Origin of the sequence: Neorhizobium descurainiae (genome assembly GCF_051400715.1) — a bacterium.
Taxonomy (GTDB): Bacteria; Pseudomonadota; Alphaproteobacteria; order Rhizobiales; family Rhizobiaceae; genus Neorhizobium.
The window spans coordinates 193107-219756 of sequence record NZ_JBLFFK010000001.1 but is presented as its reverse complement, the minus strand read 5'-3'; the positions used below and the strand labels follow the sequence as shown (position 1 = coordinate 219756).

The following is a 26650-nucleotide window of genomic DNA, read 5'->3' as shown; positions in this document are numbered from 1 at the left end:
GCCCTGCTATCCACCCATCTCTCAATCCGGCCAGCGCAGCACGCTGTCGAAGCGGTGCCTGCTGCGGTCTTCGATCGGCGTGGCGATGATCTCGTTGGAGGCGCGCGCCTTGTCGAGCTCCTCGGCGAGCCGGTTGGCGACGATCGTCTCCTGGCCCGGATGCAGGTTGCACGGATCGAGGTAAAAGTGATTGTGCTCCACCTCGTGGTCGCGGACGATGACCGGCGGGTTGCCGCGGGCGAGCGCTGCCGCAAGGTCCCAGGCGGTGATATGCGCCTCCTGCGGCGAGAGGATCACCCGCATGCGGTCGAGCGGGTTGTTGGTCGGGTCGGGCTCGATCAGCGCCGTCACCCCTGGCCGGCCGTCCAGCGTCCTTTTCCAGAGATTGAGATAACCCGTCTCCCGCTCGCGGATACCCGCATGGTCGCGCTTCTGCCAGGCCTCCAGCGCCGCCATGACGCCGTAGATGCTTTCCTTGCCGACCTTCATGCCGCGGCCGATGCCCATGTTCTGCAGGAAGGCGCTGCGCACCAGTTCCTTCTTGCCGGCGACGATGCCGGAGGTCGGACCGCCCAGGAACTTGTGGCCGGAATAGAGCGCGATATCCGCTCCCTGTGCCAAAAAGAGCTTCAGGTCGTATTCCGAAGCCGCATCGACGATGACAGGCACGCCCCTGGCATGCGCGATCTCGACGAATTCGGTCAGATGCAGCAGGCCGTAATCGACGACGTGATGCGACACGACATAGACGGCGGCGGCCGTCTTTTCGGTGATCGCGTTTTCCAGGTGGAACCGGTGCGTGGATGTCGCCTGGCCGATCAGCACGACCTTGCCGCCGGCAAGCCGGATCGCCTGATCCACCGGCGCGCCGTAGCTCACCACATGGCCCGTCTGCACGATCACCTCGTTTTTGTCGGGCGTCACGTCCGGCAGTCTCTCGATGGCGAGCAGGTTGTCGCCGGTCATGGCGCCCGCGACCGCGAGCGTGATGCCGGAGGAGCAGGAGGCCGTGACGAAACCCGCCTCGCCGCCCGTCAGCCTCGCGATGACGGCGCTTGCCTTGCGCTGCAGGTCGTTGATCTCGACGAACTGCGGCAGGATCGCCGCCATCGCCTCGATCACTTCGGGAACGACGATCGAGGCGCCGAGGCTGGTCATCGTGCCGGAAACGTTGATGACGGGCCTGAGGCCGATCTTGGTGCGGATATCATCGGGCATTCTGTCTCTCCAAAGTGCTGTCTCTTCAAAAGAATGGCGGCTGCGGATTGTCATCGACAGCTATGCCATAGTAATGTAATAGCCTCCCGAAGCCAGACGAGGAGCCCCGCAAGGCCCTCCAAGAGGAGCATCGAGTTGGACGCCAAGACCTCATCCGCAGCATTCTCCGAAGACATGGTTTCGGCGGAAGAAACCGGGGCCAAGGCCGCGCGCCGCTCGCGCGTGAGCGGCATCGACCGTGCGCTGCAGGTGATTGACTATCTTTATGAAACGGGTTCGCCCGCAGGCGCTTATGCGATCGCCAAGGCGGTCAAGGCGCCGCTTTCCACCGTCTACGTGATCATCGACGATCTCGTTGAAAAGAACATGCTGGCCCGCAATGCGGACGGCTCGATCTGGCTCGGGGCGCGGCTCTATCATTATGGCCTGGCTTACGCCCGCTCCCTGGACTTCATGAGCGTCGCCACCCACGAGATGCACGATCTCTGCCGGCAGGCCGGCGAGACGGTGCAGGTCTGCGGCCGCGACGGCGACTATATGCTGGTGCTCGCCATGGCGGACGGTCCGAGCCATTTCCAGGTGGCCTCGCGCGTCGGCACCCGCGTGCCGCTCAACTGGACGGCGTCGGGCCGCCTCCTGGTCGGCCATCTGCCGGAAAGCGAAAGGATGGAGCTCTTCAAGCGCTGCGCCCGCACCTCGCCCACCGGCCGCGCCGAGATCGACGCCCGCACACTTTCCGATTCTGCCGGAAAAGCCTTTCAGGAGCGCCTTTCGATCCAGGTGGCCGAATCCGATTACGCCGTCGCCTGCATCGCCTCGCCGGTCGTCGACCGGGACGGCCAGTGCGTCGCCACCATTTCGATCGTGCTGCCGGAACAGAAGGTCTTTTCCGACGGCAACCACTACGGAGAGCACGTTCGTGCCTCTGCGGAGCGGATCGAAAAGCTGATGGGCTGGCGCAGCCACTGACCTTGTCTCCTTAATCGGTGAGCGAGACGATCGCCTCGATCTCCACCGTAATATTGCCCGGCAGCGACCCGAAGCCGACGGCCGAGCGGGCATGCTGGCCCGCCTCGCCGAAGACTTCGATGAAGAGATCCGAGCAACCGTTGATGACGCTCGGATGATCCTCGAAATGCGGCACGGCATTCACCATGCCGAGCAGCTTCACCACCCGCTTCACCCGTGAAAGGTCGCCGAGCGCCTCGTGCATGACGGCGAGCAGGTTGATGCCGGTGAGCCTGGCATGCTGGTAGGCCTGGTCGACGCCCACATCGCCGCCGACCTTGCCGGCATGAAGATGGCCGTCCACCTCGCGCGGCCCCTGGCCGGAGAGATAAAGCATGTTGCCTTCGCAGACATGCGTCAGAAAATTGGCGATCGGCGGCGGCGACGGCGGAAGCTCTATGCCGAGCGCAGCGAGCCGCTCGTAAGGCGTTTGCAGCCCTTGGGCGGCCTTTGCTGGAGACGTGTTCACGTAAACCCCTGTCATGCTATTTCTTTGGTGATTTCGGTATTCTGCTCACCGCCACGAATACCCGTGGCTGTGACGGACGAGCTTGCGGGCACGCGGAATGTAGCGGCTGGCCGTAATCGCTTCCGAACCGATGACGGCGTAGCGCGGTTCGAAAAGCTTGCTGAGACGCGAGACGTCGCCGTTGGAATCCGTCGCCTCCAGATCGGAATCGACGAGATCGAAGACGGTGAAATCGGCGCGCTCCCCGATCGACAGCCGGTTCTCCATCGAAAGCTTGATGACCGACGCCGGATGATGGGTGACGGCCTCCACGACCTTGTCGAACGGCATGCCGACCGAAAGCAGCTTGGACATGGTGGTCGCCAGATCCCAGACCGGGAAGTTCATCGAATGGCCGTGCAGGTCCGTCGAGATGGAGTATGGCAGCAGGCCGCGGGCGATGGCCGCTTCCGCGACCTTGAACGAGAAGGAGGCGCCGCCATGGCCGATATCGAGGCGGATGCCCTCGCCTGCGCAGCGCTCCGCGAGATTGTAGAGGTCCTCGTCCTCCATGATGCTCGAACCGGCCTTGCCGTTGAAGCAATGGGTGACGACGTCGCCGGGGCCGAGGATTTCCAGGACCTCGTCATAGAGCGCCGGCGGCTCGCCGACATGCACCATCATCGGCACTTTCAATATCTTGGCGATCTTCTTGCCGAGCTTGACGGGGGTGACGCCCCAGGAACCGGTGATCACGTGGCTCGCACGCACCTTGATGCCGACGATGTGGTCTTCGTTTTCAGCGTAGCATTCGAGGATGCGGTCGAGGTCGATATCGCGGATGTCGCGCAGTTCGGCGACGCGGTTGCAGGCGACGAGGCCGATCGAGCCGAGGTTCAGGAAGGCCTTGATGCGTTCCTTCGACGGCTCGATGATATACTCGCGAAAACCGTGGAAATTGGCTTCGCCGGCCGAGCCCGCATCGACGAGCGTCGTGACGCCGCGCTCGGCGCCGCATTCGGACGGACGGATCGATATGTCGGTCCCGCCATGCCAGATATGCACGTGCAGATCGACCCAGCCCGGCGAAATCCAGGCGCCCTTGCCGTCGATGCGCTCCGCATCGGCAGGCGCGGCAAGCGAGGAGCCGATCGCGGCGATCCTGCCATCCGCGCCGACGAGGATGTCGGTGACGCCCGCCGGCTTGTCGGTGCCGAAGGCCATCGGCTTCACATTGGTGAGGAGGAGCGGCTTGCCCGCCTTTTCACCGGTCATCTTAGAGGTCCTTTCGAAGTCTTGGATCGAGCATGTCCCTGAGCCCGTCGCCGACCATCTGCAGCGAGAGCACGGAGAGAATGATGGCGAAGCCCGGGAAGTAGGTCATCCAGTCGGCCTGGCCGATATACTGGCGGCCGGCGGCGATCATGGTTCCCCATGTGGGGATTTCAGGACTTACACCCAGTCCGAGGAACGAGAGCCCGGCTTCGGCCAGCATGGCGCTGGCGAAGAGGAACGTGCCCTGCACCAGGATCGGCGAGACGAGATTGCGCAGGACGTGCCGCGTCATGATGTGGAAGGTGGAAATGCCGAGCGCCTTCGCCGCCTCCACATAGGGGAGTTCCCGGATCACCAGCGTCGAGGCGCGGACGATGCGCGCGAGCCGCGGCGAATAGACGATCGAGAGCGCCACGATGACGGTCACCAGCGACGGGCCGAGGGCTGCGACGAGCGCGATCGCCAGCAGGATGTCCGGAAAGGCCATCATCGCGTCGATCAGCCGGGCGATCGGCGTGTCGAGCTTCTGGAAGAAACCCGCGAGCAGGCCGAGCGTCACCCCGATCAGCGCCGACAGCGTCACGACCGCCGCGCCGACCAGCAGCGACAGCCGCCCGGCATAGATGGTGCGCGAGAAGACGTCGCGGCCGAATTCGTCGGTGCCGAACCAGAACATCTCGCTCGGCGGTTTCAGCCGGTTGACGATCGAAAGCTTCGACGGCGAATAAGGCGCGATCCACGGCGCTAAAACCGCGAGCAGGACAAAGATCGTCAGCACGATCACCCCGGCGGCAACGGTCTTGCGCTTCAGGAGACGCCGGAGGAATTTGCTGCGCTCGCCGGCGGCCGGCTTTTCAGTGGTGGTTGCGATGTCGACCATCAGTAGCGCACCCCCTTTAATAACGTACTCGGGGATCGACAGCCAGGTAGAGCATGTCGATCGCGAAATTGATGAGGACATAGAGGCCGGCGATGACGAGCAGCGCCCCCTGGATCACCGGATAGTCGCGGCGAAGCACGGCGGAGACGACCAGATTGCCGACGCCCGGCAGGCCGAAGACGGTTTCGGTGACGACGGCGCCGGAGATCAGCACGGCGGCCGTCAGGCCGAGGACGGTGAGGATCGGGATCAGAGCATTCTTCAGCGCATGTTTCAGCACGACGCGGCGCTCGATGAGGCCCTTGGCGCGGGCGGTGCGGATATAGTCGTCGCCGAGCACGTCGAGCATCGAGGCGCGGGTGAAGCGCAGGATCAGCGCCGAGGAGACGAGGCCGAGCGCAAAGGCGGGCAGCGTCAGGTGGTACATCCGTTCGGCGAAGGAAGCGCCCGGCCCGCCATAGCCCGAGACGGGGAAAACGTTGAAACGCACGGCGAAGAACTGCATCAGGATGAGGCCGAGCCAGAAACTCGGAATGCTCGCCGCCAGCATGGCGACGGTCGTCGACAGCTGGTCGATGAAGGAGCCGCGCCGGTAGGCGGCATAGATGCCGATCGGCAGCGCGATGACGCTCGCGATCAGAAGCGAGAAGATCGTCAGGAAGAAGGTCGGCTCGGCCCGCTCCATCAGGGCGGAGGTGACGGGCATGTTGAGGAAGATGGATTGGCCGAGATCACCCCTCAGGAGCTGGCCGATATAAAAGATGTACTGGATCGCGATCGACTGGTCGAGGCCGAGCTGGGTCCTGAGTTGTGCAATGTCTTGCGGCGTCGCATCGGGGCCGAGCATGACGGCGGCGGGATCGCCCGGCGTCACGCGCACGATCACGAAGACGATCGTGACGACGAGGAACATCACCACGATCATGCCGGCGACGCGTTGAAGGATGTAACGTATCATTGGGTCGGTTCCTGTGTCCGCAAACGGACAGGATCGAGACCGGGCGCCGGCCACGGCCGGCACCCGAACTCATCGAAGCGGCTTACTTCTTGATCGACGCGTTCCAGAAATAGGGCCACGGCGCCGGATCGACACCTTCGAGCTTCGTGGACACCGCAGCGACCGCATTGAAATCGCCGATCTTCATGAACGGAACGTCGGCATAGATGGCCTTCTGCACGTCGGCCCAGAGCGCGACGCGCTTGTCCGGATCGACCTCCGAAGTGAACGCATCGACCGCCGCCTTGCGGGCCGGCGTGTCCCACCAGCCCGGCGAGCTGGTCGAAAGCGAGCCGATCAGCGCCGGTTCCGGCAGGAAGGGGCTGTGGGTGATGTAGATGTCCCAGAGCGCCTTGTCGGCGCGGCGCTGGGTAAGCGTCGCCCAGTCGACCACCTGCATGTCGACAGTGAAGCCGGCAAGCTTGAGGTATTCGGCGGCGACCTGCGCCATCTTGTAGTGGAACTCGTATTGTCGGCTGGTCAGGATGCGGATCGGCTCGCCGTTGTAGCCGGCAGCCTTGGCGGCAGCGGCGGCGCCTTCCGGATCGGCGGTGTTGTAATTGCCCTCGACGCCGGCATCCGTGCTCCAGGTGTAGTTGCCCGGATAGATATTGCCGTCGAGCGTATAGAAATCCGTGCCGCCGAAGGCTGCCGCCATCATGTCTTCCATGCTGAGCGCCTGGCGGATGGCCTTGCGGACCTCGACGTTCTTGGCAACACCCTCGGCCGTGTTGAAGACGAAGACCGGATAACCGAAGGGCTTCAAGAGCAGAGGCTGGGTGGCCTGGGAGGCCTTGAGCTTGTCGAAGGATTCGACAGGCAGGGAATCGACATAGTCATACTGGCCGGAAACGGCCGCCTCGACGCGCGTATTGGGATCCGGGACCGGCACGAAGCGGATCTCGTCGAGATACTGGTGGCGGGCGCCGCCATAACCGTCGCTCTCGCCCTCGCGCGGCTTGTAGCCGTCGAAGCGGGCGAGCTGGATATACTGGTCGGCCTTGCGTTCCTTCAGCATATAAGGGCCGGTGCCGACGAAATCGGTCATCGTGTCGGCCTGCTTCTCGGCCGGGATGATGATGGCGGCGGAGTTGTTGAAGGCGAGCAGCGAGGCGAGCGGCGCATAGGGCTGCTTGAGCTTGATGGTGACGGTCGCCGGATCGGCGGCGGCGATCTCTTCGATGAAGCCGGCGGCCTGCTTGCCGCGCGAGGCGAGCTTTTTCCAGCGGTCGAGCGAGGCGACCACATCTTCGGAGGTCATGTCGCTGCCGTCGTGGAACTTGATGCCGGTGCGCAGCTTGATCGTGTAGGTTTTGCCGTCGGCGCTGATCTCCGGCAGGCTTTCCGCCAGAAGCGGCGTCACCTTCCAGTCCTTGTCGAACGTGTAGAGGGTTTCGAAGATGTGCTGCGTGACGATGCCCACCAGGTCGGCGGTGGAAACCATCGGATCGAGCGTCGGCGGCTCGCCGATCGTCGCGACGTTGATCACCCCGCCCTTTTCCTGAGCCGTCAGGAACGACGGCGTGGCGACGAGCGCGGTGGCGACAAGGAATGCAAGTTTCAATCGCATGTAGGAGGCTCCCGTTTTAGTGTTCCACAATTATGTTATAACGACTTTTATAACAGAATAGCGACGTGGGAGCCTCTGTCAATGGCATGCGCGACGGCCGACGATTGCTGGAATGGGTGAAGCCGGCCGCCCAAGACGCAGCCGGCTTCCGAAAGCATTGATTGTCAGCGGATCCTACCGCGCCACATCCACATGGTGGACGCCATGCGGCAGCGGAATGCGGCCAAGGCGTTCGAGCGAAGGCCGCTCGCCCTTCACGATGCGGAAGACCTCGAGCCCCGGTCCGGTCTCGGCGCCGGCGCCTTCATGACCGTGGAACACAGTGGCAAGGAAATGGTCGCCCGTCAGATCGAAGGTCCCGCCTTCCGGCAGCACGCCCTCGAAAGGATAATCTCCCATCTTTTCGATCGCCCCGGTTTGAGGATCGAAGGTCAGAAGCGTCACCGTCGCCTCGCGCTGGAAGCGCGGCGTTCCGGGCGGAAACGCGGTATCCCGCATGTTGACGGTCGCGACCAGCCGTCCGTCGCGGCTGATGGCAAGGCCCTCGGCCGACCGGTCGGTCGTCGCGGTCGCCACCCGCTCGTGGCGGGCCGTTTCCCTATCCGCGGCAGTGTCTGCAAGACGGATGACGCTGATGCCCGACGGTGTCTGCGGAATGCGGCCTTCGAGCGTCGGCGCCTGCAGGTCGCGACCCCAGTCGGAGGTGATGTAGAAGCGACCGTCCGGCGTGAACCGGCCAACCATCGGATCGCGCCCGGTTTCGACGACATTGCCCCAGGGCGCGAACGCTGCCGTGCCATTGGCCTCCGCCACCTCGAAGAAGGCGATACGGTTCTGCGAGTTGATGTTGACGGCAAGGAAACGGCCCGACGGATGCCAGTGCACGTTGGTTGAAGTGACGCCGCCGCGTGGTCCGGGAACCGTGCCGCTAATCCCGAGATCGGCGAGATCAAAGCGCATCACCTCGCCGAAGCGTCCATCGCGATAGGACACGATCTGGACGAAGCTCGCTTCCGGCGTGTTGGACACGACAGCGATCCGCATGCCGTCCGGACTGATCGAAAGCGCTTCCGGGAAGGCCTCGACCTCGACCGTCGCGGCAATCCGCGGCGCCGATTTGTCAGACAAATCCACCGCGAAGAGACGCCGGCCGGGCGGCAGGTCCCGGATGGTCTCGCCGTTCTCGGGCCGCTCGCCCAGGCGCTCCGCGACGAAGGCCGTCCGGCCGTCCGGGGTGAGCTGCAGGATTTCGGGCGCGGCCGTCACCGAATTCGAGACGGGGACCTCGCCCACGGCCACCTTGCCGTCCTCGATGGAGATCACGGTCAGCGCATCCCGGAAGCCCGCCGAGCGAGGGGTGAGTTGTCCCGTCCCGTAAGTGCTGCCGAAAAACTCCCCGTCGGAGATGGCGGCGATAGTGCCGGCGGAAATGCCGCCGACGAAATCTGGAAGCGAAGCAGCCCCGGCCTGCGGCATGGCAGCGGTTAGCAGCATTGCGGAAAGGGTAAATGTCTTGGTCATCTTCATCTTGCGGCCCGTGTTCGACGTTTGCACGAGCGCAAGGATGTCGGCGATGCTGATTGGCGTCCAATCGGAAGTTCAGCCTCTGTGATAGGCAATCCAGAACAATAAAGAATGCATGTCTGCTGCCGGTATGCGAGGCGAACCGCGCCGCCTCGCACATTGTCATTCGCCATTCCGCTCAATGGATTTCGATGGCGATCTCCTCCGGGGACGGCGCGGTCTTGATCAGCCCCATCTCCTGCATGAACGCGCCGAAGCGGGCGTAGCGCGCTCGATCGAGGGCGGCCGGGCGCTTGGCGAAGCGTGGCAGCGTATCGAAGAAGGCCGTGCGGTTCAGTTCGTCGTCGAGGTTGGGATAGGCCTTGATGAAAAGCTGCCACGCCTCCTGCGGATGGTTGGTGATGAAGATCGAAGCCTGTTCCACGGTCGCCAGGAACCGCGGCAACCTGCTGTCTTCCGCAAGGTCGCGGCGGGTGACGAAGATCAGCTCGTCATAGGCCGGAACGCCGTGCTCTTCCGGGAAGAAGGCGCGCCCCTGATGGCCTTCCAGCTTCATCTGCGTCAGCTCGAAATTGCGGAATCCGCCAAGCGTCGCATCCACCTTGCCGCCGATCAGCGAGGGAGAGAGCGAGAAATTGACGTTGATCAGTTCCACGTCGTCGTTGCTCAGACCTTCGGAGGCCAGCATCCGCTTCAGCATGGCGTCCTCGAAGCCGGTGACCGAGAAACCGACCTTCTTGCCCTTCAAGTCCTTGAGGCTCCTGATCGGTCCGTCCGCCAGCACGGTCACGGTGTTGAGCGGCGTCTCGACGAGCGTGCCGAAGCGGACGAGCGGCAGGCCTGCTTCGTGATCGAGATAGAGATTGGGCTGGTAATGGACGCCGATATCCGCCTGGCCGGCGGAGACGAGGCGCGGCACGGCGGAGGGATCGGAAGGCGGCACGAGTTCGACGTCGAGCCCGGCTGCGGCAAACAGCCCCTGCTCCCGGGCGATCACCATCGGCGCATGGTCCGGATTGACGAACCATTCCAGAAGCACGGTGAGCTTGTCGGTCGCCTGCGACGGAACGGGCGCAAGCGCGCCCGCGAGCGCGATGAAGGAGGCGAAAAGGATGCGGATCATGATGGGGAGTTACTCCTTGATGTGAACGGGGACACGGGATCGGCTTCGCTGGCCCATGGGGCGAGGTTCGCCGTCAGCCGGTCGACGAGAAGCCTGAGAACGAGTGTGAGGCCGGCAAGCACCGTCATTGCCGCGAATACGGTATCGGTCTGCATGCGGGCATTGGCCTGGACCATCACGAAGCCGAGGCCGCCGGAGGCCCCGACCCACTCGCCGACGACGGCGCCGAGCGGCGCCAGCGGCGCGGCGACCCGGAGGCCGGATACGAGATGGGGGATCGCCAGCGGCACGCGCACCCGCACCAGCGTCTGCCAGTGCGTCGCGCCCTCCAGCGAGACGGCGTCGAGGATTTCCCGGTCGGTGCGGCGCAGGCCGTCCGCAAACGCGGAGGCGACGGGAAAGAAGATGATGATGGTCGTCATCGCCACCTTCGAGGCGAGGCCGAAGCCGAGCCAGAGAACGAGGATCGGCGCCAGCACGAAGACGGGAAATGCCTGGACGACGAGGACCATCGGCCAGACGAGACGGCCCAGCCGCGGCAGCGCCGCCACGCCGAAGGCGATGGCGATGCCGAGCACGGAGCCGATCGCGAGCCCCAGCGCGATCTCCGTCAGCGTGACGGCGCTGTTTTCCAGCAGGAAGCCCGGCTGGCGCAGGAGTGCGGAGACCACCGCAACCGGCGACGGCAGGATGTAACGGGGCGGAGAGAAGACCGAGACGCCGGCCTGCCAGAGGGCAAGGAGCACGGCAAGCCCGACGGCCGCATGGGAGGCGCGCATGGGTTTGTCAGGCGCGGCTGCTGGCGGCCGGCGAATGTCCGACGGGGGAAAGATGCATATGTGTCATCGGTCGATCTCCAGATGTGCCAATCACGGAGATCCAGGTGAAGCGGAGAAGAGAAAGTGCCGTCTGGTGACGTCTGTTTCCGTTCCTACGCCGGCATGACCCGGATCAGGTTCAAGGGTCCGGCTCACCGCCATCTCAGCATCGTAGGATGCCCCCCTCGGAATTCCCCGAAACTGTCGGTTTTCCGAGAACCTGTCAATGGGTACGAGCCGGAAGGGCCGCCCGGCCATTCACCCGCGCGCCAAAAGGAGAGATTGCCCGGCGGATATGCGCCTTCTCCGAGGCCGGATGGAAAATTTCGGCAAAATTCGAATGTGATGAAAAAAGATCGCGAGCTCGTCGTCTTTGGCTTCGGAGCGCATCCAGGACGACATAGACGGGTTAAGACGAGTTCGCTTCCATGAGACATCAACTCCATTTGCCGCCGCGCGAGGCAATGTTCGTGCCTTTCGCCGATCGAAAATCCTTCTCACCGAAACCGGTCACCTAGAGCCCAACCCGATCAGCGGCACAGACGTGCCGGTACCGATGGTGAGCGGGAAGGTTACGACCGCTCTCCGTCATCGAAGCCGAAACAGACGAGCAATTGCGCGATCCTTTGTATCGCGTGCCGGGGATGGAGATCATGCAATCGTCCAGGCAAGCCGCCGAAGCTGCCACGTTCCAGAGTTTTGCAAACTGCTACCTGCGGGAGGTCAATCCCGGCACGCCGGTCGTGCATCGAATTCCTGCCGGATCGGTCGAATGCATCGAATGGTCCCTGCCGCGGCAGCAGACGCTGCTGCGGGTGGAAATCCTCTCCTCCTCCCTTTGCGGGCCGCAGCATTTCGGCAGGCTGTGGCTGCGGGCGGTCTCCGATGCCGCCTGGCGGCAGGCCGAGCCGATGTCGGCCCTCCACCTCCTCATCCATGAGGCCTACCGGCAGATGGAAGACGGCCGGACCGATGCCCTGCGCACGTTCGAGCTCGAGCTTCTGATGCGCGTTCTCGACAGCTACCAGCAGATGGCGCTCTATATCGAGAAAGCCTCTCCCATCCCGCAGGACGAAGGACATTTCATCGAGGCGGAGCAGTCGCTCGTCTTCGGCCATTGGCAGCATCCGACGCCGAAAAGCCGGCAGGGCATGACGTTCTGGCAGCAGGAACGGTATGCGCCGGAACTGCGCGGCCAATTCAGGCTCCATTACTTTGCCGCAAGGAAAAGCCATGTGCGCCAGGCTTCGGCGCGCGGGACTGACGTGCAGGAGATCATCCGGTCGCAGCTCGGCATGTCCGGCAGCGATGTCGAGGCCGGCAGCGATGAATGCCTCGTCCCCATGCATCCGCTTCAGGCGGAAGCGCTGCTTCTCGACCCGGACGTGCAGGCGCTGCAGCGGGGCGGCAGCCTGCGCCATATCGGCCCGGCAGGTCCCCTCTTCACCGCCACCTCCTCCGTCCGCACGGTCTACAGCGCCCGCTCCGACTGGATGCTCAAGTTCTCGCTTCCCGTCAGGATCACCAATTCCGTCCGCATCAACCGCCGTCAGGAGCTCGAAGCCGGCGTGGCGATGGCAAAATTGATGCGGCGCATCGGCTTTGCCGAACGGTCGGCGAATTTCCGCATCATCCACGATTCCGCCTATATCGCGCTCGACATGCCCGGCCGCGACGAGAGCGGCTTCGAGGTGATTTTGCGCGAAAACCCGTTCAGGGGCGACGGCGCGCGCGGCGTGGTCACCGTCGCCGCGCTGACCGCCGACCCGCTTCCCGGCGACGTTTCGAGGCTGGAACGCCTTGTCCGCAGGCTCGCCGTCAGACGTGCCGACAGCATATCCGATACGGCCCTCGCCTGGTTCCGGCATTATTTCGATTGCGCCGTGGAACCGCTGATCCGGCTCTATGACGACTACGGCATCGCGCTGGAAGCCCATCAGCAGAACAGCCTTCTCGACATCGGCGCGGGCTATCCCACCATCGGGTACTATCGGGACAATCAGGGTTTCTATCTGTCCGAGCGCTATCGCGGCCTGCTTGCCGGCCACGTGCCGGAAACGGAAGCGATCGCTTCCCTGTATTTCCCGGACAGCGAGATCCGCGACCGCTTCGCCTATTACCTGATCGTCAACCAGGTCTTCTCGGTCATCAGCCGCATGGGCCATGACGGTCTCTGCGACGAGAGCGTGCTTCTATGTGCTTTCAGGGGCCATCTGGAACGATGCGCGGAAAAGATGACCGGGGCCGGGCAGGAGTTCGCGCGGCATGTCCTCGACCTGCCGACGATCGCCTCCAAGGCCAATCTGACGACGCGCCTCTTCGATATCGACGAGCTGCAATCCGACGGCACCCACACCCTCTACCGGCAGGTTCCGAACCCGCTGAGGGTTCCGATGGTGCTTGCCGCCCCGAGGACGAGCCATGCCATTGCCTCTTGAAACACCGGGCCGGCCGCATGACCGCGTGCTGCGCCAGCTCGTGGCGGCGCTGCTCTTCGAAGGCATCGCCGATGCGCGGGAAAGTGCCGGCGATGGCCCGGGGCAATTCCATTGGTCGCTCGGCGGCCGGCAGTTCCGGTGCCGCGGCACGGCCGGTCCTTTCGGACGGGTTCGCGTCGCGGAAGCCTCCGTCGAAATGCAGGCTCATGATGGCAGATGGGAGCCCGCCTCGCTGGGCGCGATCGTCACGTCGCTTCCGGGCACCGGCATTTCGCGCGGAAAGCTTCTCCGCGAACTGGAAGAGACGATCGCCCTCTGCGAATGGAACCACCATAATCTTCCGCCGCGCGTCCGCCGCCGCATGAGCTTTACGGAGCTGGAAGGCGCGCTGGACGAAGGGCACCCCTACCATCCCTGCTACAAAGCGCGCACCGGCTTCTCGATCGCCGATCACACGGCCTACGGGCCGGAGACCGGTCAGGCCTTCCAGCTCGTCTGGCTGCTTGTCGCACGAAAGCATCTCCGCCAGGCGCTTCCCGGCAGCGAAGATGCCTTCTGGCTTACCGAGCTAGGCGAGGAAACGTGGGGGAAAATCCAGGCCAGGCGGCAGGAGCTTGGATTGTCCAACGAGCAATTCGGGCTTTTGCCGCTGCATCCGTGGCAATGGCAGACGCTGCGCGAAACCTTGCTGTCGGGCTGGATCGCCAAGGGCGAAGCCCATCATCTGGGGCCGATAGGGGACCGCTATGTCGCGACCCAGTCGGTGCGCTCGCTGCTCAATGTCGACCGGCCGCTGGCGGCGAGCGTCAAGCTCCCGATGAACATGGTCAATACTTCTTCGAAGCGCATCCTCGAACCGCATTCGGTCTGCACCGCGCCGCCTCTCTCGAACTGGATCGCCGGCATCGTCCAAAGCGATCCTGTCTTCGTCGAAGAATATCCGCTGACCATACTGCGGGAATATGCCGGAATCATCGGCGATGCCGAGGGGCGGCTCGCGGGCCAGATCGGGGCGATCTGGCGCGAGAATGCGGAAGCCTCGCTTCTGCCGGGCGAGGCGATCGTTCCGTTCAACGCCCTGATGATGGTCGAGGCGGACGGGCGGGCATTCGCGGACGAGTGGATCGATCGCTTCGGCCTCATGCCGTGGATGAACCGGCTCCTGGAGATCGCCGTTCTCCCCGTCTGGCACCTGCTCGTGTGGCACGGGATCGCGGTGGAAGCGCATGGACAGAACATGCTGCTCGTGCACCGGGACGGCTGGCCGACGCGTCTCATCCTGCGCGACTTCCACGAGAGCGTGGAATTCTCCCCCGGCTTCCTGCGCGAGCCCGAGAAGGCGCCCGACTTCCTGTCGATCAACCCGCTCTACCGCGACGCGGAGCCGGACCGGTATTACTGGACGGACAATCTCGATTCGCTCCGCGAACTCGTGATGGACACGCTCTTCGTCTATAACCTGAGCGAAATCTCGCATCTTCTCGATGTCTGCTACGGCCTTCCGGAATTCCGCTTCTGGCAGCGGGTCGAAAGCCTGCTGGCGTCCTATGCGAACGAGCGGGGCATGCAGCGCCGCCAGGCCGAGCTCGGGCACGACCGCCCGCTCGTCCTCACCGAATCCCTGATCACCCGAAAGCTCCTCGCGCTGAAGCCGGAATATCACCACGCGATATCCAACGCTTTGGCCGAAAGGACGTCCGAACGAAGGAGGAAGCCATGATCCGGATCGACGGACGGCTCTACGACCATGCCCATTTCGACAAGGCATCGAACCGCATCGCCGAACAGATAGGCCTCCACGAGGACGGTACCGGCCGCTACGCGGTCTGCTTTGGCGACACCACGGAATGGCTGTCCTTTTTCTTCGCCATCCGCAAGGCCGGCGCCAGCGTCCTGCCGATCCATCCGGGCACGCCCTATGCCGCCGCCCGCAAGCTTGCGATGACCGCGAACTGTGACCGGCTTTTCTATAACGGCATGACGGCCGAAGTGCTCGACGCACGGGAAGAGGCGCCGAAGCCCGGTCGGCTGCTGCACATGAGTTCCGGCACGACGGGGGCCGCGAAATGCATCGCCCGGAACTGGGACGAGATCGACCGCGAGGTCGAAAGCTACGTGCGCACCTTCCGCGAGCCCGAGAGCATGACGCCGGTCATCGCCTGCCCCACCACCCATTCCTACGGGCTCATCTGCGGCATTCTCGTCGCCCTGAAGCGCGGGCAGGTGCCGGTCATCGTCGAGACGGCCAATCCCAAATATCTTCTGAAGGTGCTGCGCGAGACCGATCGCCCCCTGCTCTATTCCTCGCCGGCGATCCTTCATACGCTCTCCCGGCTTCTGCCCGAGGGAGAACGGCTCTACGCGGCCATGACCTCCGGCACCCTGCTGCCCGACCCGTGGTTCACGCAGATCCGCGCCAAGAGCGAGCATCTCTTCCAGCAATACGGCTGCTCGGAATCCGGCTGCATCGCCATCAATCCGGATGTCCGCGCCGCCGGCGACATGGGCTTCGTGCTGCCGCACCTGACGGCCACCACCGGAACGAGCGCCGAAGACACGGGCGAGATCGTCGTGCAGAGCGAAGGCGGCGATGCGATCCATACCCGCGATCTCGGCTACCGCCGCGAAGACGGCATGCTGGTCTTCGTGTCGCGCATGGACGACATGATCAACGTCTCCGGCCTCAACGTCTATCCCAAGGATGTCGAGGACGCCGTCATGGCAATGCCGGCCGTCACCGATGCCGTCGCCTTCCGCAAGAGTGACCGTTTTGCAGGAGAAAGGGTGGCGCTCCTCTACAGCGCCAGCCGGCCGGTTCCGGCGCAGGACATCCGCGAATGGTGCAGCCGCCATCTCGCCAGCCATCAACTGCCGATGGAAATGATCCAGGTCACCGAAATTCCCCGCCAGGCGAACGGTAAGATCAGCCGCCGCGACGTGGCGGCCCGCCATGCGGCGGGCGAATTCAGCACAACGGCGGCAGGAGTTGCCTCATGACACGCGAAGACGTTCTCGATGCGATCCGGACCGTGCTTTCCGAGCACATGGCGCATGCGCATATGCAGGGTTTCGGTCCGGAGGCTCGCCTCAACGAGGATCTTTACCTCGATTCCGTGCTGATCCTGCAGATCTTCCTCAATCTGGAGCTCGAATACGGCCTCGCCATGCCCGAAGAGGCGATCGCCCGGCAGGAGATCGAGACCGTGGCCGACCTGGTTTCGCTCTACGTGCCGAAACCCACCGCCGCGACCGTTCCCTCCTTCCCCCTGACCGGCGGCACCACGGATGAAGGCGTGCATGGCGAGGCCTATTACGACATCAAGGTGCACTGCTTCGTGAGCTGCGTCTGCGACGGGCTGAAGCGGCAGAGCCTCGATCAGCGGCCTTTCTATTTCGGTGTCTGGGACGCGAAATTCACCGTCAGCGACCGCTTCCAGCTTCTCTACCATTCGCCGGAAATCACCCAGGAGTTCTTCCGGAGCTGGTTTCAGCGGCTCTACGGCGTCACCGTCCGCGAATGGTACGACCCTCGAAAAACCAAGCTCGAAAACCTCGCCGTGCTTCTCGATCTGGTGAAGACCCGTGCCGATACCGGTTCGGTCATGGTCATGCTCGACATGTTCCACCTCCCCGAGCGGGAGAACAAGTTCAACCAGAACCCCTTTCCGCATTACCTGATGCTGCAGGAAACCGCCGATCCCCGGAAATGGTTCGTGCACGATCCGGACTACCGCTGGGAAGGCGAGATCGAGCGGGAGAAGGTGATCCACGCGATCATGCAGCCGACGGTCGGCGGCGGTTACGTCTTCGACAACGCTGAGGCGCGGAAACCGGACGCGGAAGACATCAAGGCCTATTTCGAGGCCTGCTTCATCGCAGACAGGAATCCGATCGTCGATGCCGTCCGCGATATCGTCGCCGCCCATCTCGAAGGCCGCGACGGCCTGACGCTTGCGGACCTTGCGGCGGCGGTGCGCGAACTGCCGGTCATTACCATTCGCAAATATGCCTATGAGCACGGCTTCGCCTTCTTCTGGCGCGCCCTCAAATTGCCGGCGGCGGAATTCGAGACATGGTGCGAGGAGATCGAAGCGCTCGTCCAGTCGTTGAAGGGCCTTCACTATGCCTGCATGAAGCTCGGCCAGACGGGCGACAGGGAGCAGGCGGACGCGGTATTCGAACGGCTGGACGAGGCCGACCGCCTGGAGCGGAAGCTGAAGGACAGGCTCGGAGAGGTCTTCGCCCTGTGGTGCGACCGGAACGTCGCAGCACCCGTCACCGCGCTCAAAAGAGCCGCAGGGTGAACGCAATCCAGGCGACCGCTTCGCTCTTCCTGCCTATGCCCCGCCGCTGATGCAGTTCCCGGCAACAGCGGCGGGAGGATATGCCTTTTCCATTGTCATCATAATATGACTATTGCCATCAAGTTTTTGATGATAGATATGCGTCCGGCATGGCGGACGATCCGGACGTGTCATTCGTATCACGAACTCAGCTCTGATGCGTTTCGGCGCGTGGATGGCTGCATATTGGACGAAACCCGATATTCCAATCAGATGACTTTGGAAGCAGACAACCGACACAGCCTCTATCTCGCCCACCGGTCGGCCCTGGTCGATTACGCAGCGCGTATCCTGGGCTCTCGGGAAGCCGCCGAAGACATCGTGCAGGAAGCCTATCTGCGTTTCGCCCCCGGCAGGACCACGACGGAATCGGCACGCCAGAAGGTTGCCTATCTCTACCGCATCGTCCGCAACCTCTCCTTCGACGTGCTGAAGCGCCGCAGGATCGAGCATCGCGGGCATGCGGAGGATCCGCCTTTCTGGACTATGCCGCAGTCGGCCGAGACGCCCGAACAGGCGGTGATGTTCTGCGACGAGGTGCGCATCGCGGCAAGCGTGCTTGCCTCGCTTCCGAACGAGATCCAGGTGGCTGTGGAAATGTACCGCTTCGGCGGCTACACGCTCGAAGGCGTCGCCGACCATCTCGGCATCTCGGTCGCGACCGCCCATCGCCATGTGCGCACCGCCATGGTGAAGATCGCCACGGCGCTCGATAGAAAAAATTCCTGAACAGTCGCGGCCGACGAAAAATCCGCACGCGTCAATCGTTCCTACGCATGGAAGAAAAATTCGGATAGAAGCGACGGGACATCCGAAGCAGGTACGATTTGGCACGCAACGGCGAAACAGACGAAGACATTCTCGAAGAGGCGATGGACTGGTTCCTGCGCCTCAGGGCGTCCCGTGCGGCGGGCGACGAAGGCGATTTCGCCGTCTGGCTCAACCGGTCGCCGGCGCACCGGGAGGCCTGGCTGAAGGCCTGCAAGACCTGGGAACTGATGGGCGAGACGACGCCCATCCACGAGGACCTCTGGCGTCCGGGCCGGCAGGCGAAGGCCGTGGCCGCCCGCCGCCGGCGGCGCGCTTTCGGCGTCGGCGCGGCGATGGCTCTGGCGGCCTGTCTTGTGCTGGCGCTGGCCGGCCCTTCCCTTCTCCTCCGTTACCAGGCGGATTTCAAAACGGCGACGGCCGAGCTCCGCACGGTCACGCTCAAGGACGGCAGCACGGTCGAACTCGGGGCGGCGAGTGCGATCGACACGGATTTCACCGGCGGATCCCGGCACGTGACGCTGCTTGCCGGCGAAGCTTTCTTCGACGTGAAGCACGATCCGACCCGCCCCTTCGTCGTCACGGCGGGCGGAGTGAAGGTGACCGTGCTCGGCACCGCCTTCGACGTCCGCATGACGCCCGAGGACACCACGATCGAACTCGCCCGCGGCGTGGTCGGCCTCACCGTGGATAGCGCACCGAATACGTTCGAGCTTTCGCCGGGGGACACGGTGACGGTCCGCCGCGACGACGGCCGGATATCGCGCGGCAGACTGGCGCCGGAAGACATGGCCGCCTGGCGGCACGGCCGGCTGTTCGTCAACGACGTGACCATCGCCTCCGTGGTCGAGGAGCTGCAGCGCTACCACCCCGCCTGGATCAGCATTCCGAGCGGCGATCTCGCCGGCCGCCGCGTCACCGGACTTTATAACCTGTCCGACCCGGATAGGGCGCTCGAAGCGCTTGTCCAGCCCTATGGCGGCAAAGTGCACCGCATCTCGCCCTATCTCCGGGTGCTTGCCCTCTTTTAGGGGCGATTAAAATTTTCCGAAATTTTTCCGGCGCCCGTGAAAAAAGCGCCGGGCGCGGTCGTCTTAACGCTGAACGCAGGCCGGGGGGCCTTGGCGGATAAAGCGTAGCAGGAGACGGGGCGGATGATTTTGCCGGTAAGCGGAGTGACGTGCGGAGTTCGGACGAAGCGCAGGCGGAGGGCCATCGCCTTGAGATTGATGGCGACGGTGGCGACGGCCGCTATCTTCGCAGCACCTTCCCTCCCCTCTCCCGCCATGGCGCAGACCGCGACGCGCAGCTTCGATATCCCGGCCCAGCCGCTTGCCGCGGCTCTGAATGCCTTCGGCCGCCAGTCCGGCCTGCAGGTGACGCTCGCCGCCTCCACGTCGCGCGGCATCAGCGCGCAGGCGGTCAGCGGCAATCTCACGCCCGACCAGGCGCTCGCCCGCCTGCTAGCCGGCACCGGCGTCTCTTATCGGATCGCCAACGGCACGGCGGTCATCGGCGCACCGGCAGGCGCCGCGGGAAATGTTCCGGCTGAGGGCGCAACCACGCTCCAGCCGATCGTCCTGCAGGGCCAGCCGGGCGCGGAAGGCGATATCGGCGAAACGGTCATCGGTCCGGAACAGCTCGAACGTATCAATCCGACCGATCTTGCCGACGTCTTCCGGGAAGAACCCGGCGTGCAGGTCGGCAGCTCGCTTCCCATGTCGCAGAAGGTCTATGTCCACGGCGTCGAGGAAACCAATCTCGCCGTCAGCATCGACGGCGCCCGCCAGAACAACAAGGTCTTCCACCACAACGCCACCAACCTCATCGATCCGTCGATCCTGAAGGCCGTGGATGTCGATGCCGGGATTGCGCCGGCGGATGCCGGGCCCGGCGCGCTCGCCGGCGCGATCAACTACGAGACCAAGGATGCGATCGACCTCCTGGCGCCCGGCCAGTCGATCGGCGGCTTCGTGACCTCCACCTATAACTTCAACAGCGATACGGTGACGACTGGCCTCTCCGCCTATGGCCAGCACGACGGATTCGAGTTCCTCGGCTACTTCACCTTCGGCAAGGGCAACAACTTCCATGCCGGCAACGGCGACGAGGTGCGTGGTACGAGCACCGATCTCCTGAGCGGTCTCGGCAAGATCGCCTACGAATCCGAAGAGGGTCACCGCTTCGAGATCAGCCATGACCGGGTCGTCGACGACGCGCCTCGCCCGTTCCGGCCGAATATCGGGGAGATTCCCGGCCGCCCGACCTGGGAACCGCGTATCCGCGACCTCAGGATAGACCGTCAGAATACCGTCTTTACCTATACGGATACGTCACCCGAAGGCTGGTGGGACCCGACGATCATGCTGGCCTACAGCGCGACAGAGGTCGAGACGTTGGGTTATGCCTGCCCGCGCGCCTGCCCTCCCCCGTCGATCCCCACGACCTATCCGTCGATCGGCGAGACCTCGAGCTTCAACGGAAAGTTCGAGAACAAGTTCTCGTTCGACATCGGCAACATCGTCGCGGGCGTCGACTTCTACAGTGACCGCGCCAAACTCGATGCCGAGAGCACGGTGCTCGGCTTCTCCGATTCCGGGCGCGAAAAGGCGAGCAATGTCGGCATCTACGCCCAGGCGAGATTGGAACCCTGGGAGCGGACGAGGCTTTCCTTCGGCGCGCGCGCCGATCATCAATGGTTCACCGGCGTCGACGGGTCCGAGTTCGACCATGGCGGTCTCAGCGCCAACATCTCCGGCGAATACGACCTGACGGATTTCCTGACCGCCAAGGCCGGCTTCTCGCATGTCTGGGCCGGCATACCGCTTGCCGAGAACTTCATCATCAACCCCGCATGGGACTACGGGCCGGACGGTCCGGACGTCGTCACCGCCAACAACTACATGTTCGGCCTCGAAGCCAGATATGAAGGCTTCACTGCCGAGGCCAGCGTCTTCCGGACCGACATCTTCAACGCCCGTGACGCCAGCTACAACCCACCGGTCGGAGGAGCGGTGGAGAGCCGGGATGTGGAATCCAGAGGCTTCGAGATCGGCGTCGGCTACGAGTGGACGAACAGCTACGTAAAGATCAAATACGCCCATATCGACGTCGATATCGACGATGCTCCGGCTGATTCCGATGCCGGCAACTATCTTGCGACGCCGGTCGGCGACATCATCACCATTACGGCCGCGCATACTTTCGCGGATTGGGGCCTGACGATCGGCGGCGATATCGAGCTCGCACCGAAATACGATCACGTCGTGGCCGGGACGCCTGCCTACAAGGCATATGAGGTGGTCAACATCTTCGCCGAGTGGAAGCCGGAAACGCTGCCGAACTTCACCTTCCGGGCCGAACTGAAGAACGTCTTCGACGAAACCTATGCCAACCGCGCCACCTACGGTCAGGAATTCGGCACGGTCAATCCGCTCTACGAGCCCGGCCGCAGCTTCCTCCTGACGGCGAAGGCGACGTTCTGACGGTGGCGGGCGGAGGTGCTGCTTCATATCGCAGCACCTCTTCCGGTTTTCGATTGTGCGGCGCCGTCCGGCGAGTATAAGTGGAGCGTGAAATTCAAGAAGGAATGCGACCATGCTTCAGGCGCTTGCGGAATGGCACACGGAACACGGCCAGAAATACCTCACCCAGTTGTGCAAGCATTTCGCGCACAAGATCGAGACCTCCTATTCGGAAAACCATGGAGAGTGCCGCTTCTCCTGCGGCACCGCCATCCTCGATTCGGACGACACCGGCTTGAAAATCCTGGCCACGGCCGCCGACGAGGACCAGCTCGCCGAGACGAAATCGGTGATCGAAAGGCATCTCGTGCGCTTCGCCTTCCGCGAGAATCTGGAAGGCCTGCAATGGAAGACGCTGGACCAGGCCGCTTGATGCCTGCTTTTCGGCCGAATGATATCCAGGAGACGGTGACGGAATGAATTTGAGGATGATCGCGGCATTTGCCGCTTTTGCGGTTTCGGCAATCGCCGTTGACGCGGCGGAAATCTCGACCGCCAAGGGGCCGGTCACGATCGCGGAAACGCCCGAAACGGTCGCGGTTTTCGACATCGCCGCACTCGACACGCTCGATCGCCTCGGCATCAAGCCGGCCGGCGTGCCGGAAAAGCTGTTCGTCTCGCAGCTGGAGGACCTCAAGCAGGGCGCCGAAATCGTCGGCGATCTCTTCGAGCCCGATCTCGAAGCCCTGAGCGCCCTTGGCCCGGACCTCGTCATCGTCGGCGGCCGGTCCTCGACCAAGGCGGACGTGACCGCGCAGGTGGCGCAGACCATCGACATGACGATGAACGGCGACGACCTGATCGCACAGGCGAAGGAGAGGCTCACGACCTATGGCATCCTTTTCGGCAAGGAAGACGAAGCCGTCCGGGCCGCCGGCGAGCTCGACGCCCAGCTCCAGGCCGCAAAGGCAGCCGTCGCCGGCAAGGGAAAGGCCCTTATCGTCATGACCAACGGGCCGAAGGTCACGGCTTACGGCCCCGGCTCGCGCTTCGGCTGGGTGCATGAGGCCCTCGACCTGCCACCGGCGGTCCCCGATGTGGAGGCCGCAAACCATGGGGAGGCAGTCTCCTTCGAGTTCATCCGCAACGCCAATCCCGACTGGCTGCTGGTGCTCGACCGGGCATCCGCCATCGGCTCCGGCGAACAGGGCGCCAAGGCGACGCTGGACAACGAACTGGTCGCCCAGACGACGGCCTGGAAGAAGGGCCAGGTCGTCTACCTGCCGGCCGCCGAATTCTACATCGCCGCCGGCGGCGTGCAGTCGCTGCAGCGCGTCATGGCGACGGTCGCGGAGGCCTTCGCTGCCGCCGAATGAGCGCCGCAACCGCAAAGCATCCATTCGGAACGGCGGCGGTCGCGGGCCTCGGGCTCGCGATCCTTTTCGTTTTGAGCCTCTTCGTCGGCGTCGGCGATATGCCCCTCGGCCGCCTGCTCTCCGACGGAGACGCTCTCGAGCTTCTGCTGGTGAGCCGCCTGCCGCGGACCCTGGCCGCAATCCTCGCGGGTGCCGGCCTCGCGATCGCGGGCCTCATCATGCAGACGCTGGCCCGCAACCGCTATGTCGAGCCGTCCACCGCGGGAACCGCCCAGAGCGCCGAACTCGGCATCCTTCTCGCCACGCTTCTCTGGCCGTCGGCAAGCCTCGCCCTCAAGAGCCTTGCGGCCGGTGCCGCCGCCCTTCTCGGCACGTCTGTCTTCCTGATGACCGCGCACCGGCTGCCGCCGACCCAGCCGTTCCTCGTACCGCTCTTCGGCCTCGTCTACGGCGGTGTCATCGGCGCGGCGGTCACCTTCATCGGCTGGCAGGCGGATCTCCTCCAGTATCTTGCCGTCTGGACCAATGGCGATTTTTCCGGCGTGCTGCGCGGCCGCTACGAGCTTCTGTGGATCGGCGCGCTCATGGTCGCCGTCGCATGGTTCATCGCCGACCGCCTGACGATCATGACGCTCGGCCGCGACGCCAGCATCGGCCTCGGCATCGACTACGCCCGCATGATGCAGCTCGGGCTCCTCATCGTCTCGATTATATCGGCCCTCGGCGTTGTCGTGGTCGGGATGATCCCCTTTGTCGGCCTCGTCGTGCCGAACATCGTCTCCCGGCTGATGGGCGACAACCTGCGCGGCACGCTTCCCGTCGTCGCCGCGAGCGGCGTGGCACTCGTGCTCGGCTGCGATATCCTCGGCCGGCTGCTCCGCTACCCTTATGAGATCCCGGTCGGCACGGTCATGGGCGTCGTCGGCGGCCTCATCTTCCTCTGGCTCCTTTTCCGCCGCCCGGCCCATGCCTGACCGCCGCCTCCTCTATCTCGGCCTGGCCGCCCTCCTATGCGTCGCCGCCTTCATGACGATCGGGCTTCGCGGCAATCTCGGCTTCGTGCTCGGCCTGCGCGCTGCGAAACTTGCCGCACTTCTGCAGGTGAGCGTGTCGATCGCCGTCTCGACGGTGATCTTCCAGACCGTCACCGGCAACCGTATCCTGACGCCGTCGATCATGGGGCTCGACGCGCTTTATCTTTTCGGTCAGATACTGCTGGTCTTCCTGCTCGGCGGCATGGGCTATGCCGCGCTCGACCCCCAATTCAAGTTCGGCGGCGAAGTGCTGGTGCTGATGGCGCTTGCGACCGGCCTGCTGCTGCCGATGCTTCGGCGCCGTGTGGACATGGGCCTAATGCTGCTGGCCGGCGTCATCTTCGGGGTGCTGTTCCGCAGCCTGCATTCGCTGCTCGCGCGGCTGATCGACCCCAACGACTTCGCCGTCGTCCAGGGCGCGAGCTTCGCCAATTTCAACGACGTGCGCACCGACCTCCTCGTCTTCGCGGCCGCGCTGACCCTCGTCGGCGCCGCGATCGCCTGGAGGGCAAGGCACGTTCTCGATATCGTCGCTCTGGGACCGGATGCCGCAACCGGGCTGGGAGTGGCCTGGGCAAGGACGGTCACCGGCCTGCTATTGCTTGTGTCTGCCCTCGTCGCTGTTTCGACCGCGCTCGTCGGACCCGTCGCCTTCCTCGGTCTGCTGGTCGTCGCCGTCGCCGAACGCCTCGTCGATACGCGGCGCCATGCCGTGCTGTTGCCGGCTACCGCCCTGATGGCCGTCTTCATCCTGGTCGGCGGCCAGACGCTTTTCCAGCACGCCCTCGGTAACAGCTCGACGCTCGGCGTCGTCATCGAGTTTGCCGGCGGGCTCGTCTTCCTTCTTCTGCTCATTCTCGGGAGCCGCAAATGATCCGGATAGAGAATGTTTCGTTTCGGCATGGCCCGGCGAAGATCCTGCACGACATCTCCCTCATCATCCCGAAGGGCGGCATAACCGCCCTCGTAGGACCCAACGGCGCCGGCAAATCCTCGCTGCTGTCGCTGATTTCGCGGCTGCAGACGCTGCAGGACGGCAGCATTACCATCGACGGCCTCCCGGTCGATACGACGCCGAACCGGGAACTTGCGAAGGTCATCGCCATCCTGCGGCAGGATTCGATCGTTGCGAGCCGGTTGCGGGTCCGCGAACTCGTGGGCTTCGGGCGGTTTCCCCATGGCCGGGGCAGGCTCACCGAAGAGGATCGGGCGATCGTCGAGCAGTCCTTGCAGCAATTCGACCTTGCCGATCTCGCCGACCGCTTCATCGAGACGCTGTCCGGCGGCCAGCGGCAGCGGGCGCTCGTCGCCATGGCCTTCTGCCAGGGCACCGATTACCTGCTGCTCGACGAGCCGCTCAACAATCTCGACATGTATTATGCCCGCGGGCTGATGCGGTCCCTGCGCGCGATCGCCGACGAAAAGGGAAAGACGATCGTCATCGTGCTGCACGACATCAACCAGGCGGGCGCCTATGCGGACCGGATCGTCGCGATGAAGGACGGCCGCCTCATCGCCGACGGAGCGCCTGCGGATCTCCTGAACCCGGATGTCCTCGAAGCCGTGTTCGGCTTCCGCATGCCGGTCGAGGTCCTCGACGGCAAGCCGGTGGCGCTGCATTTCCGGTAGGAGGAAGCCGTGCCAAGGCCGATCATGCCGGTCGCCATGACACCAGCCATACCGCTCAAAATATGAGCCAGTTGATCATCCGGGCCATCCACGGCATAACCGGTCTTCGGAAGCCGGGATGATGCAGATGGATCAGACATTCGATATCGGCGCGCGGCTCAACGCCATGCGTCTGGCAGCGGGCCTTTCACAGCGTCAGCTTGCGGAGCGGGCGGGCGTGCCGCATGCCCAGATCTCGAATGTGGAGACCAACAAGGTCAGCCCTTCCGTCGCGACATTGCGGAAGATCCTGAACGGCCTCGGCGTCGGCATGGGCGACTTTTTCGAACCGGAGCGCAGCCCCCCGAAAGGTCCGTTCTTCTCGGCGCATGAACTCGTCGATCTGACGTCGAAAGTCGCTGCCTCACCCATTTCCGGCGGTGACGGAACTCTCGTGTTCCGGCAGATCGGCGACGCGCGGGCGCATAACCTCCAGATCCTTCACGAGGTCTACGAACCGAATGCGGATACCGGGGACACGCCTCTGCAGCATGCCTCGTCCGAAGGAGGATACGTGGTCGAAGGTGAGCTGGAGGTCACCGTCGGCGAGGAAGTCCGCGTGCTGAAAGCCGGCGAGGCCTATCTCTTCGACAGCCGCGTGCCGCATCGCTTCCGCAACCTCTCCGATCGCCGCACGATCGTCATCTCCGCCTGCTCTCCGCCCTACCTGTAATTCCTCGGATCGCCCTATTGCTCAA

23 protein-coding genes and 1 riboswitch are annotated in these 26650 nt (G+C 64.0%); of the genes, 14 read left to right on the top strand and 9 right to left on the bottom strand.

The features are described from left to right. Positions 1 to 21: 21 nt before the first annotated feature. Entirely contained in the window at positions 22 to 1218 is a 1197-nt protein-coding gene (locus ACMGE0_RS01030; RefSeq protein ID WP_436814003.1) for an aminotransferase class V-fold PLP-dependent enzyme, read from the bottom strand. A 129-nt stretch (positions 1219 to 1347) separates the two neighbouring features. On the opposite strand from ACMGE0_RS01030, the gene ACMGE0_RS01025 reads away from it, so the two are divergent. Further along, a complete protein-coding gene (locus ACMGE0_RS01025) occupies positions 1348 to 2187 on the top strand; it encodes an IclR family transcriptional regulator (RefSeq protein ID WP_436814493.1) in 840 nt (279 codons plus the stop codon). 10 nt (positions 2188 to 2197) lie between these two features. Here ACMGE0_RS01025 and ACMGE0_RS01020 read toward each other — a convergent pair whose 3' ends face one another. The 8 genes from ACMGE0_RS01020 to ACMGE0_RS00985 form a co-directional block, all read right to left on the bottom strand. Continuing rightward, positions 2198 to 2710: a RidA family protein gene (locus ACMGE0_RS01020; protein WP_436814002.1), complete on the bottom strand. Its 513-nt coding sequence runs from the start codon at positions 2708 to 2710 to the stop codon at positions 2198 to 2200. A gap of 30 nt (positions 2711 to 2740) precedes the next feature. Further along, entirely contained in the window at positions 2741 to 3949 is a 1209-nt protein-coding gene (locus tag ACMGE0_RS01015) for an amidohydrolase/deacetylase family metallohydrolase (protein ID WP_436814001.1), read from the bottom strand. A gap of 1 nt (position 3950) precedes the next feature. Continuing rightward, positions 3951 to 4829: an ABC transporter permease gene (locus ACMGE0_RS01010; RefSeq protein ID WP_436814000.1), complete on the bottom strand. Its 879-nt coding sequence runs from the start codon at positions 4827 to 4829 to the stop codon at positions 3951 to 3953. 16 nt (positions 4830 to 4845) lie between these two features. Then, positions 4846 to 5787, bottom strand: coding sequence for an ABC transporter permease (locus ACMGE0_RS01005; RefSeq protein ID WP_436813999.1), 942 nt, complete (start codon positions 5785 to 5787; stop codon positions 4846 to 4848). Between the two features lie 82 nt (positions 5788 to 5869). Then, the gene (locus tag ACMGE0_RS01000) at positions 5870 to 7396 is read right to left on the bottom strand and encodes an ABC transporter substrate-binding protein (protein ID WP_436813998.1); all 1527 of its coding nucleotides are present in this window, start codon (positions 7394 to 7396) and stop codon (positions 5870 to 5872) included. Between the two features lie 174 nt (positions 7397 to 7570). Next, a complete protein-coding gene (locus ACMGE0_RS00995; protein WP_436813997.1) occupies positions 7571 to 8917 on the bottom strand; it encodes a lactonase family protein in 1347 nt (448 codons plus the stop codon). A 181-nt stretch (positions 8918 to 9098) separates the two neighbouring features. Next, the gene (locus tag ACMGE0_RS00990) at positions 9099 to 10043 is read right to left on the bottom strand and encodes an ABC transporter substrate-binding protein (RefSeq protein WP_436813996.1); all 945 of its coding nucleotides are present in this window, start codon (positions 10041 to 10043) and stop codon (positions 9099 to 9101) included. Further along, positions 10040 to 10822 (bottom strand): ABC transporter permease, encoded by a 783-nt coding sequence (locus ACMGE0_RS00985; RefSeq protein ID WP_436813995.1) that lies wholly within the window; start codon positions 10820 to 10822, stop codon positions 10040 to 10042. Before ACMGE0_RS00985 ends, ACMGE0_RS00990 begins: the two co-directional genes overlap by 4 nt. A gap of 132 nt (positions 10823 to 10954) precedes the next feature. Continuing rightward, positions 10955 to 11057: riboswitch (TPP riboswitch) on the bottom strand. Between the two features lie 457 nt (positions 11058 to 11514). Between ACMGE0_RS00985 and ACMGE0_RS00980 the strand changes: the two genes are divergently transcribed. The 13 genes from ACMGE0_RS00980 (at position 11515) to ACMGE0_RS00920 (ending at position 26625) form a co-directional block, all read left to right on the top strand. After that, positions 11515 to 13299, top strand: a complete 1785-nt coding sequence (locus ACMGE0_RS00980) for an IucA/IucC family protein (protein ID WP_436813994.1) — start codon at positions 11515 to 11517, stop codon at positions 13297 to 13299. After that, positions 13283 to 15019, top strand: coding sequence for an IucA/IucC family protein (locus ACMGE0_RS00975; RefSeq protein ID WP_436813993.1), 1737 nt, complete (start codon positions 13283 to 13285; stop codon positions 15017 to 15019). The genes ACMGE0_RS00980 and ACMGE0_RS00975 overlap by 17 nt, the downstream gene beginning before the upstream one ends. Then, positions 15016 to 16296: an AMP-binding protein gene (locus ACMGE0_RS00970; RefSeq protein ID WP_436813992.1), complete on the top strand. Its 1281-nt coding sequence runs from the start codon at positions 15016 to 15018 to the stop codon at positions 16294 to 16296. The genes ACMGE0_RS00975 and ACMGE0_RS00970 overlap by 4 nt, the downstream gene beginning before the upstream one ends. Continuing rightward, positions 16293 to 17603 (top strand): DUF6005 family protein, encoded by a 1311-nt coding sequence (locus ACMGE0_RS00965; RefSeq protein WP_436813991.1) that lies wholly within the window; start codon positions 16293 to 16295, stop codon positions 17601 to 17603. Before ACMGE0_RS00970 ends, ACMGE0_RS00965 begins: the two co-directional genes overlap by 4 nt. Positions 17604 to 17855: 252 nt before the next feature. After that, positions 17856 to 18371, top strand: a complete 516-nt coding sequence (locus ACMGE0_RS00960) for a sigma-70 family RNA polymerase sigma factor (RefSeq protein ID WP_436813990.1) — start codon at positions 17856 to 17858, stop codon at positions 18369 to 18371. A gap of 98 nt (positions 18372 to 18469) precedes the next feature. Further along, positions 18470 to 19441, top strand: coding sequence for a FecR family protein (locus ACMGE0_RS00955; protein WP_436813989.1), 972 nt, complete (start codon positions 18470 to 18472; stop codon positions 19439 to 19441). Between the two features lie 198 nt (positions 19442 to 19639). Continuing rightward, on the top strand, positions 19640 to 21895 hold the full coding sequence (locus ACMGE0_RS00950) for a TonB-dependent receptor (RefSeq protein ID WP_436814492.1): 2256 nt from the start codon (positions 19640 to 19642) through the stop codon (positions 21893 to 21895). Positions 21896 to 22007: 112 nt separating this feature from the next. Continuing rightward, the gene (locus tag ACMGE0_RS00945; protein WP_436813988.1) at positions 22008 to 22307 is read left to right on the top strand and encodes a DUF2218 domain-containing protein; all 300 of its coding nucleotides are present in this window, start codon (positions 22008 to 22010) and stop codon (positions 22305 to 22307) included. A gap of 43 nt (positions 22308 to 22350) precedes the next feature. Further along, positions 22351 to 23250 (top strand): siderophore ABC transporter substrate-binding protein, encoded by a 900-nt coding sequence (locus ACMGE0_RS00940; RefSeq protein ID WP_436813987.1) that lies wholly within the window; start codon positions 22351 to 22353, stop codon positions 23248 to 23250. Next, positions 23247 to 24224, top strand: a complete 978-nt coding sequence (locus ACMGE0_RS00935; RefSeq protein WP_436813986.1) for an ABC transporter permease — start codon at positions 23247 to 23249, stop codon at positions 24222 to 24224. The genes ACMGE0_RS00940 and ACMGE0_RS00935 overlap by 4 nt, the downstream gene beginning before the upstream one ends. After that, a complete protein-coding gene (locus ACMGE0_RS00930) occupies positions 24217 to 25158 on the top strand; it encodes an iron chelate uptake ABC transporter family permease subunit (protein ID WP_436813985.1) in 942 nt (313 codons plus the stop codon). The genes ACMGE0_RS00935 and ACMGE0_RS00930 overlap by 8 nt, the downstream gene beginning before the upstream one ends. After that, complete coding sequence (locus ACMGE0_RS00925) at positions 25155 to 25913, top strand: iron ABC transporter ATP-binding protein (RefSeq protein WP_436813984.1); 759 nt, start codon at positions 25155 to 25157, stop codon at positions 25911 to 25913. The genes ACMGE0_RS00930 and ACMGE0_RS00925 overlap by 4 nt, the downstream gene beginning before the upstream one ends. Positions 25914 to 26040: 127 nt before the next feature. Beyond that, positions 26041 to 26625, top strand: coding sequence for a cupin domain-containing protein (locus ACMGE0_RS00920; RefSeq protein ID WP_436813983.1), 585 nt, complete (start codon positions 26041 to 26043; stop codon positions 26623 to 26625). The last annotated feature ends 25 nt before the right edge of the window (positions 26626 to 26650 follow it).

What these genes read in the sequence shown, in the direction of transcription:
- ACMGE0_RS00920 (WP_436813983.1), top strand. Translation starts at nt 26,041, where the DNA reads ATGGATCAGACATTCGATATCGGCGCGCGGCTCAACGCCATGCGTCTG.
- ACMGE0_RS00995 (WP_436813997.1), bottom strand. Translation starts at nt 8,917, where the DNA reads ATGACCAAGACATTTACCCTTTCCGCAATGCTGCTAACCGCTGCCATG.
- ACMGE0_RS01000 (WP_436813998.1), bottom strand. Translation starts at nt 7,396, where the DNA reads ATGCGATTGAAACTTGCATTCCTTGTCGCCACCGCGCTCGTCGCCACG.
- ACMGE0_RS00975 (WP_436813993.1), top strand. Translation starts at nt 13,283, where the DNA reads ATGCCATTGCCTCTTGAAACACCGGGCCGGCCGCATGACCGCGTGCTG.
- ACMGE0_RS01030 (WP_436814003.1), bottom strand. Translation starts at nt 1,218, where the DNA reads ATGCCCGATGATATCCGCACCAAGATCGGCCTCAGGCCCGTCATCAAC.
- ACMGE0_RS01015 (WP_436814001.1), bottom strand. Translation starts at nt 3,949, where the DNA reads ATGACCGGTGAAAAGGCGGGCAAGCCGCTCCTCCTCACCAATGTGAAG.
- ACMGE0_RS00930 (WP_436813985.1), top strand. Translation starts at nt 24,217, where the DNA reads ATGCCTGACCGCCGCCTCCTCTATCTCGGCCTGGCCGCCCTCCTATGC.
- ACMGE0_RS00990 (WP_436813996.1), bottom strand. Translation starts at nt 10,043, where the DNA reads ATGATCCGCATCCTTTTCGCCTCCTTCATCGCGCTCGCGGGCGCGCTT.
- ACMGE0_RS01010 (WP_436814000.1), bottom strand. Translation starts at nt 4,829, where the DNA reads ATGGTCGACATCGCAACCACCACTGAAAAGCCGGCCGCCGGCGAGCGC.
- ACMGE0_RS00980 (WP_436813994.1), top strand. Translation starts at nt 11,515, where the DNA reads ATGCAATCGTCCAGGCAAGCCGCCGAAGCTGCCACGTTCCAGAGTTTT.
- ACMGE0_RS00970 (WP_436813992.1), top strand. Translation starts at nt 15,016, where the DNA reads ATGATCCGGATCGACGGACGGCTCTACGACCATGCCCATTTCGACAAG.
- ACMGE0_RS00950 (WP_436814492.1), top strand. Translation starts at nt 19,640, where the DNA reads ATGGCGACGGTGGCGACGGCCGCTATCTTCGCAGCACCTTCCCTCCCC.
- ACMGE0_RS01005 (WP_436813999.1), bottom strand. Translation starts at nt 5,787, where the DNA reads ATGATACGTTACATCCTTCAACGCGTCGCCGGCATGATCGTGGTGATG.
- ACMGE0_RS00945 (WP_436813988.1), top strand. Translation starts at nt 22,008, where the DNA reads ATGCTTCAGGCGCTTGCGGAATGGCACACGGAACACGGCCAGAAATAC.
- ACMGE0_RS00925 (WP_436813984.1), top strand. Translation starts at nt 25,155, where the DNA reads ATGATCCGGATAGAGAATGTTTCGTTTCGGCATGGCCCGGCGAAGATC.
- ACMGE0_RS00940 (WP_436813987.1), top strand. Translation starts at nt 22,351, where the DNA reads ATGAATTTGAGGATGATCGCGGCATTTGCCGCTTTTGCGGTTTCGGCA.
- ACMGE0_RS01020 (WP_436814002.1), bottom strand. Translation starts at nt 2,710, where the DNA reads ATGACAGGGGTTTACGTGAACACGTCTCCAGCAAAGGCCGCCCAAGGG.
- ACMGE0_RS00965 (WP_436813991.1), top strand. Translation starts at nt 16,293, where the DNA reads ATGACACGCGAAGACGTTCTCGATGCGATCCGGACCGTGCTTTCCGAG.
- ACMGE0_RS00960 (WP_436813990.1), top strand. Translation starts at nt 17,856, where the DNA reads ATGACTTTGGAAGCAGACAACCGACACAGCCTCTATCTCGCCCACCGG.
- ACMGE0_RS00985 (WP_436813995.1), bottom strand. Translation starts at nt 10,822, where the DNA reads ATGCGCGCCTCCCATGCGGCCGTCGGGCTTGCCGTGCTCCTTGCCCTC.
- ACMGE0_RS00935 (WP_436813986.1), top strand. Translation starts at nt 23,247, where the DNA reads ATGAGCGCCGCAACCGCAAAGCATCCATTCGGAACGGCGGCGGTCGCG.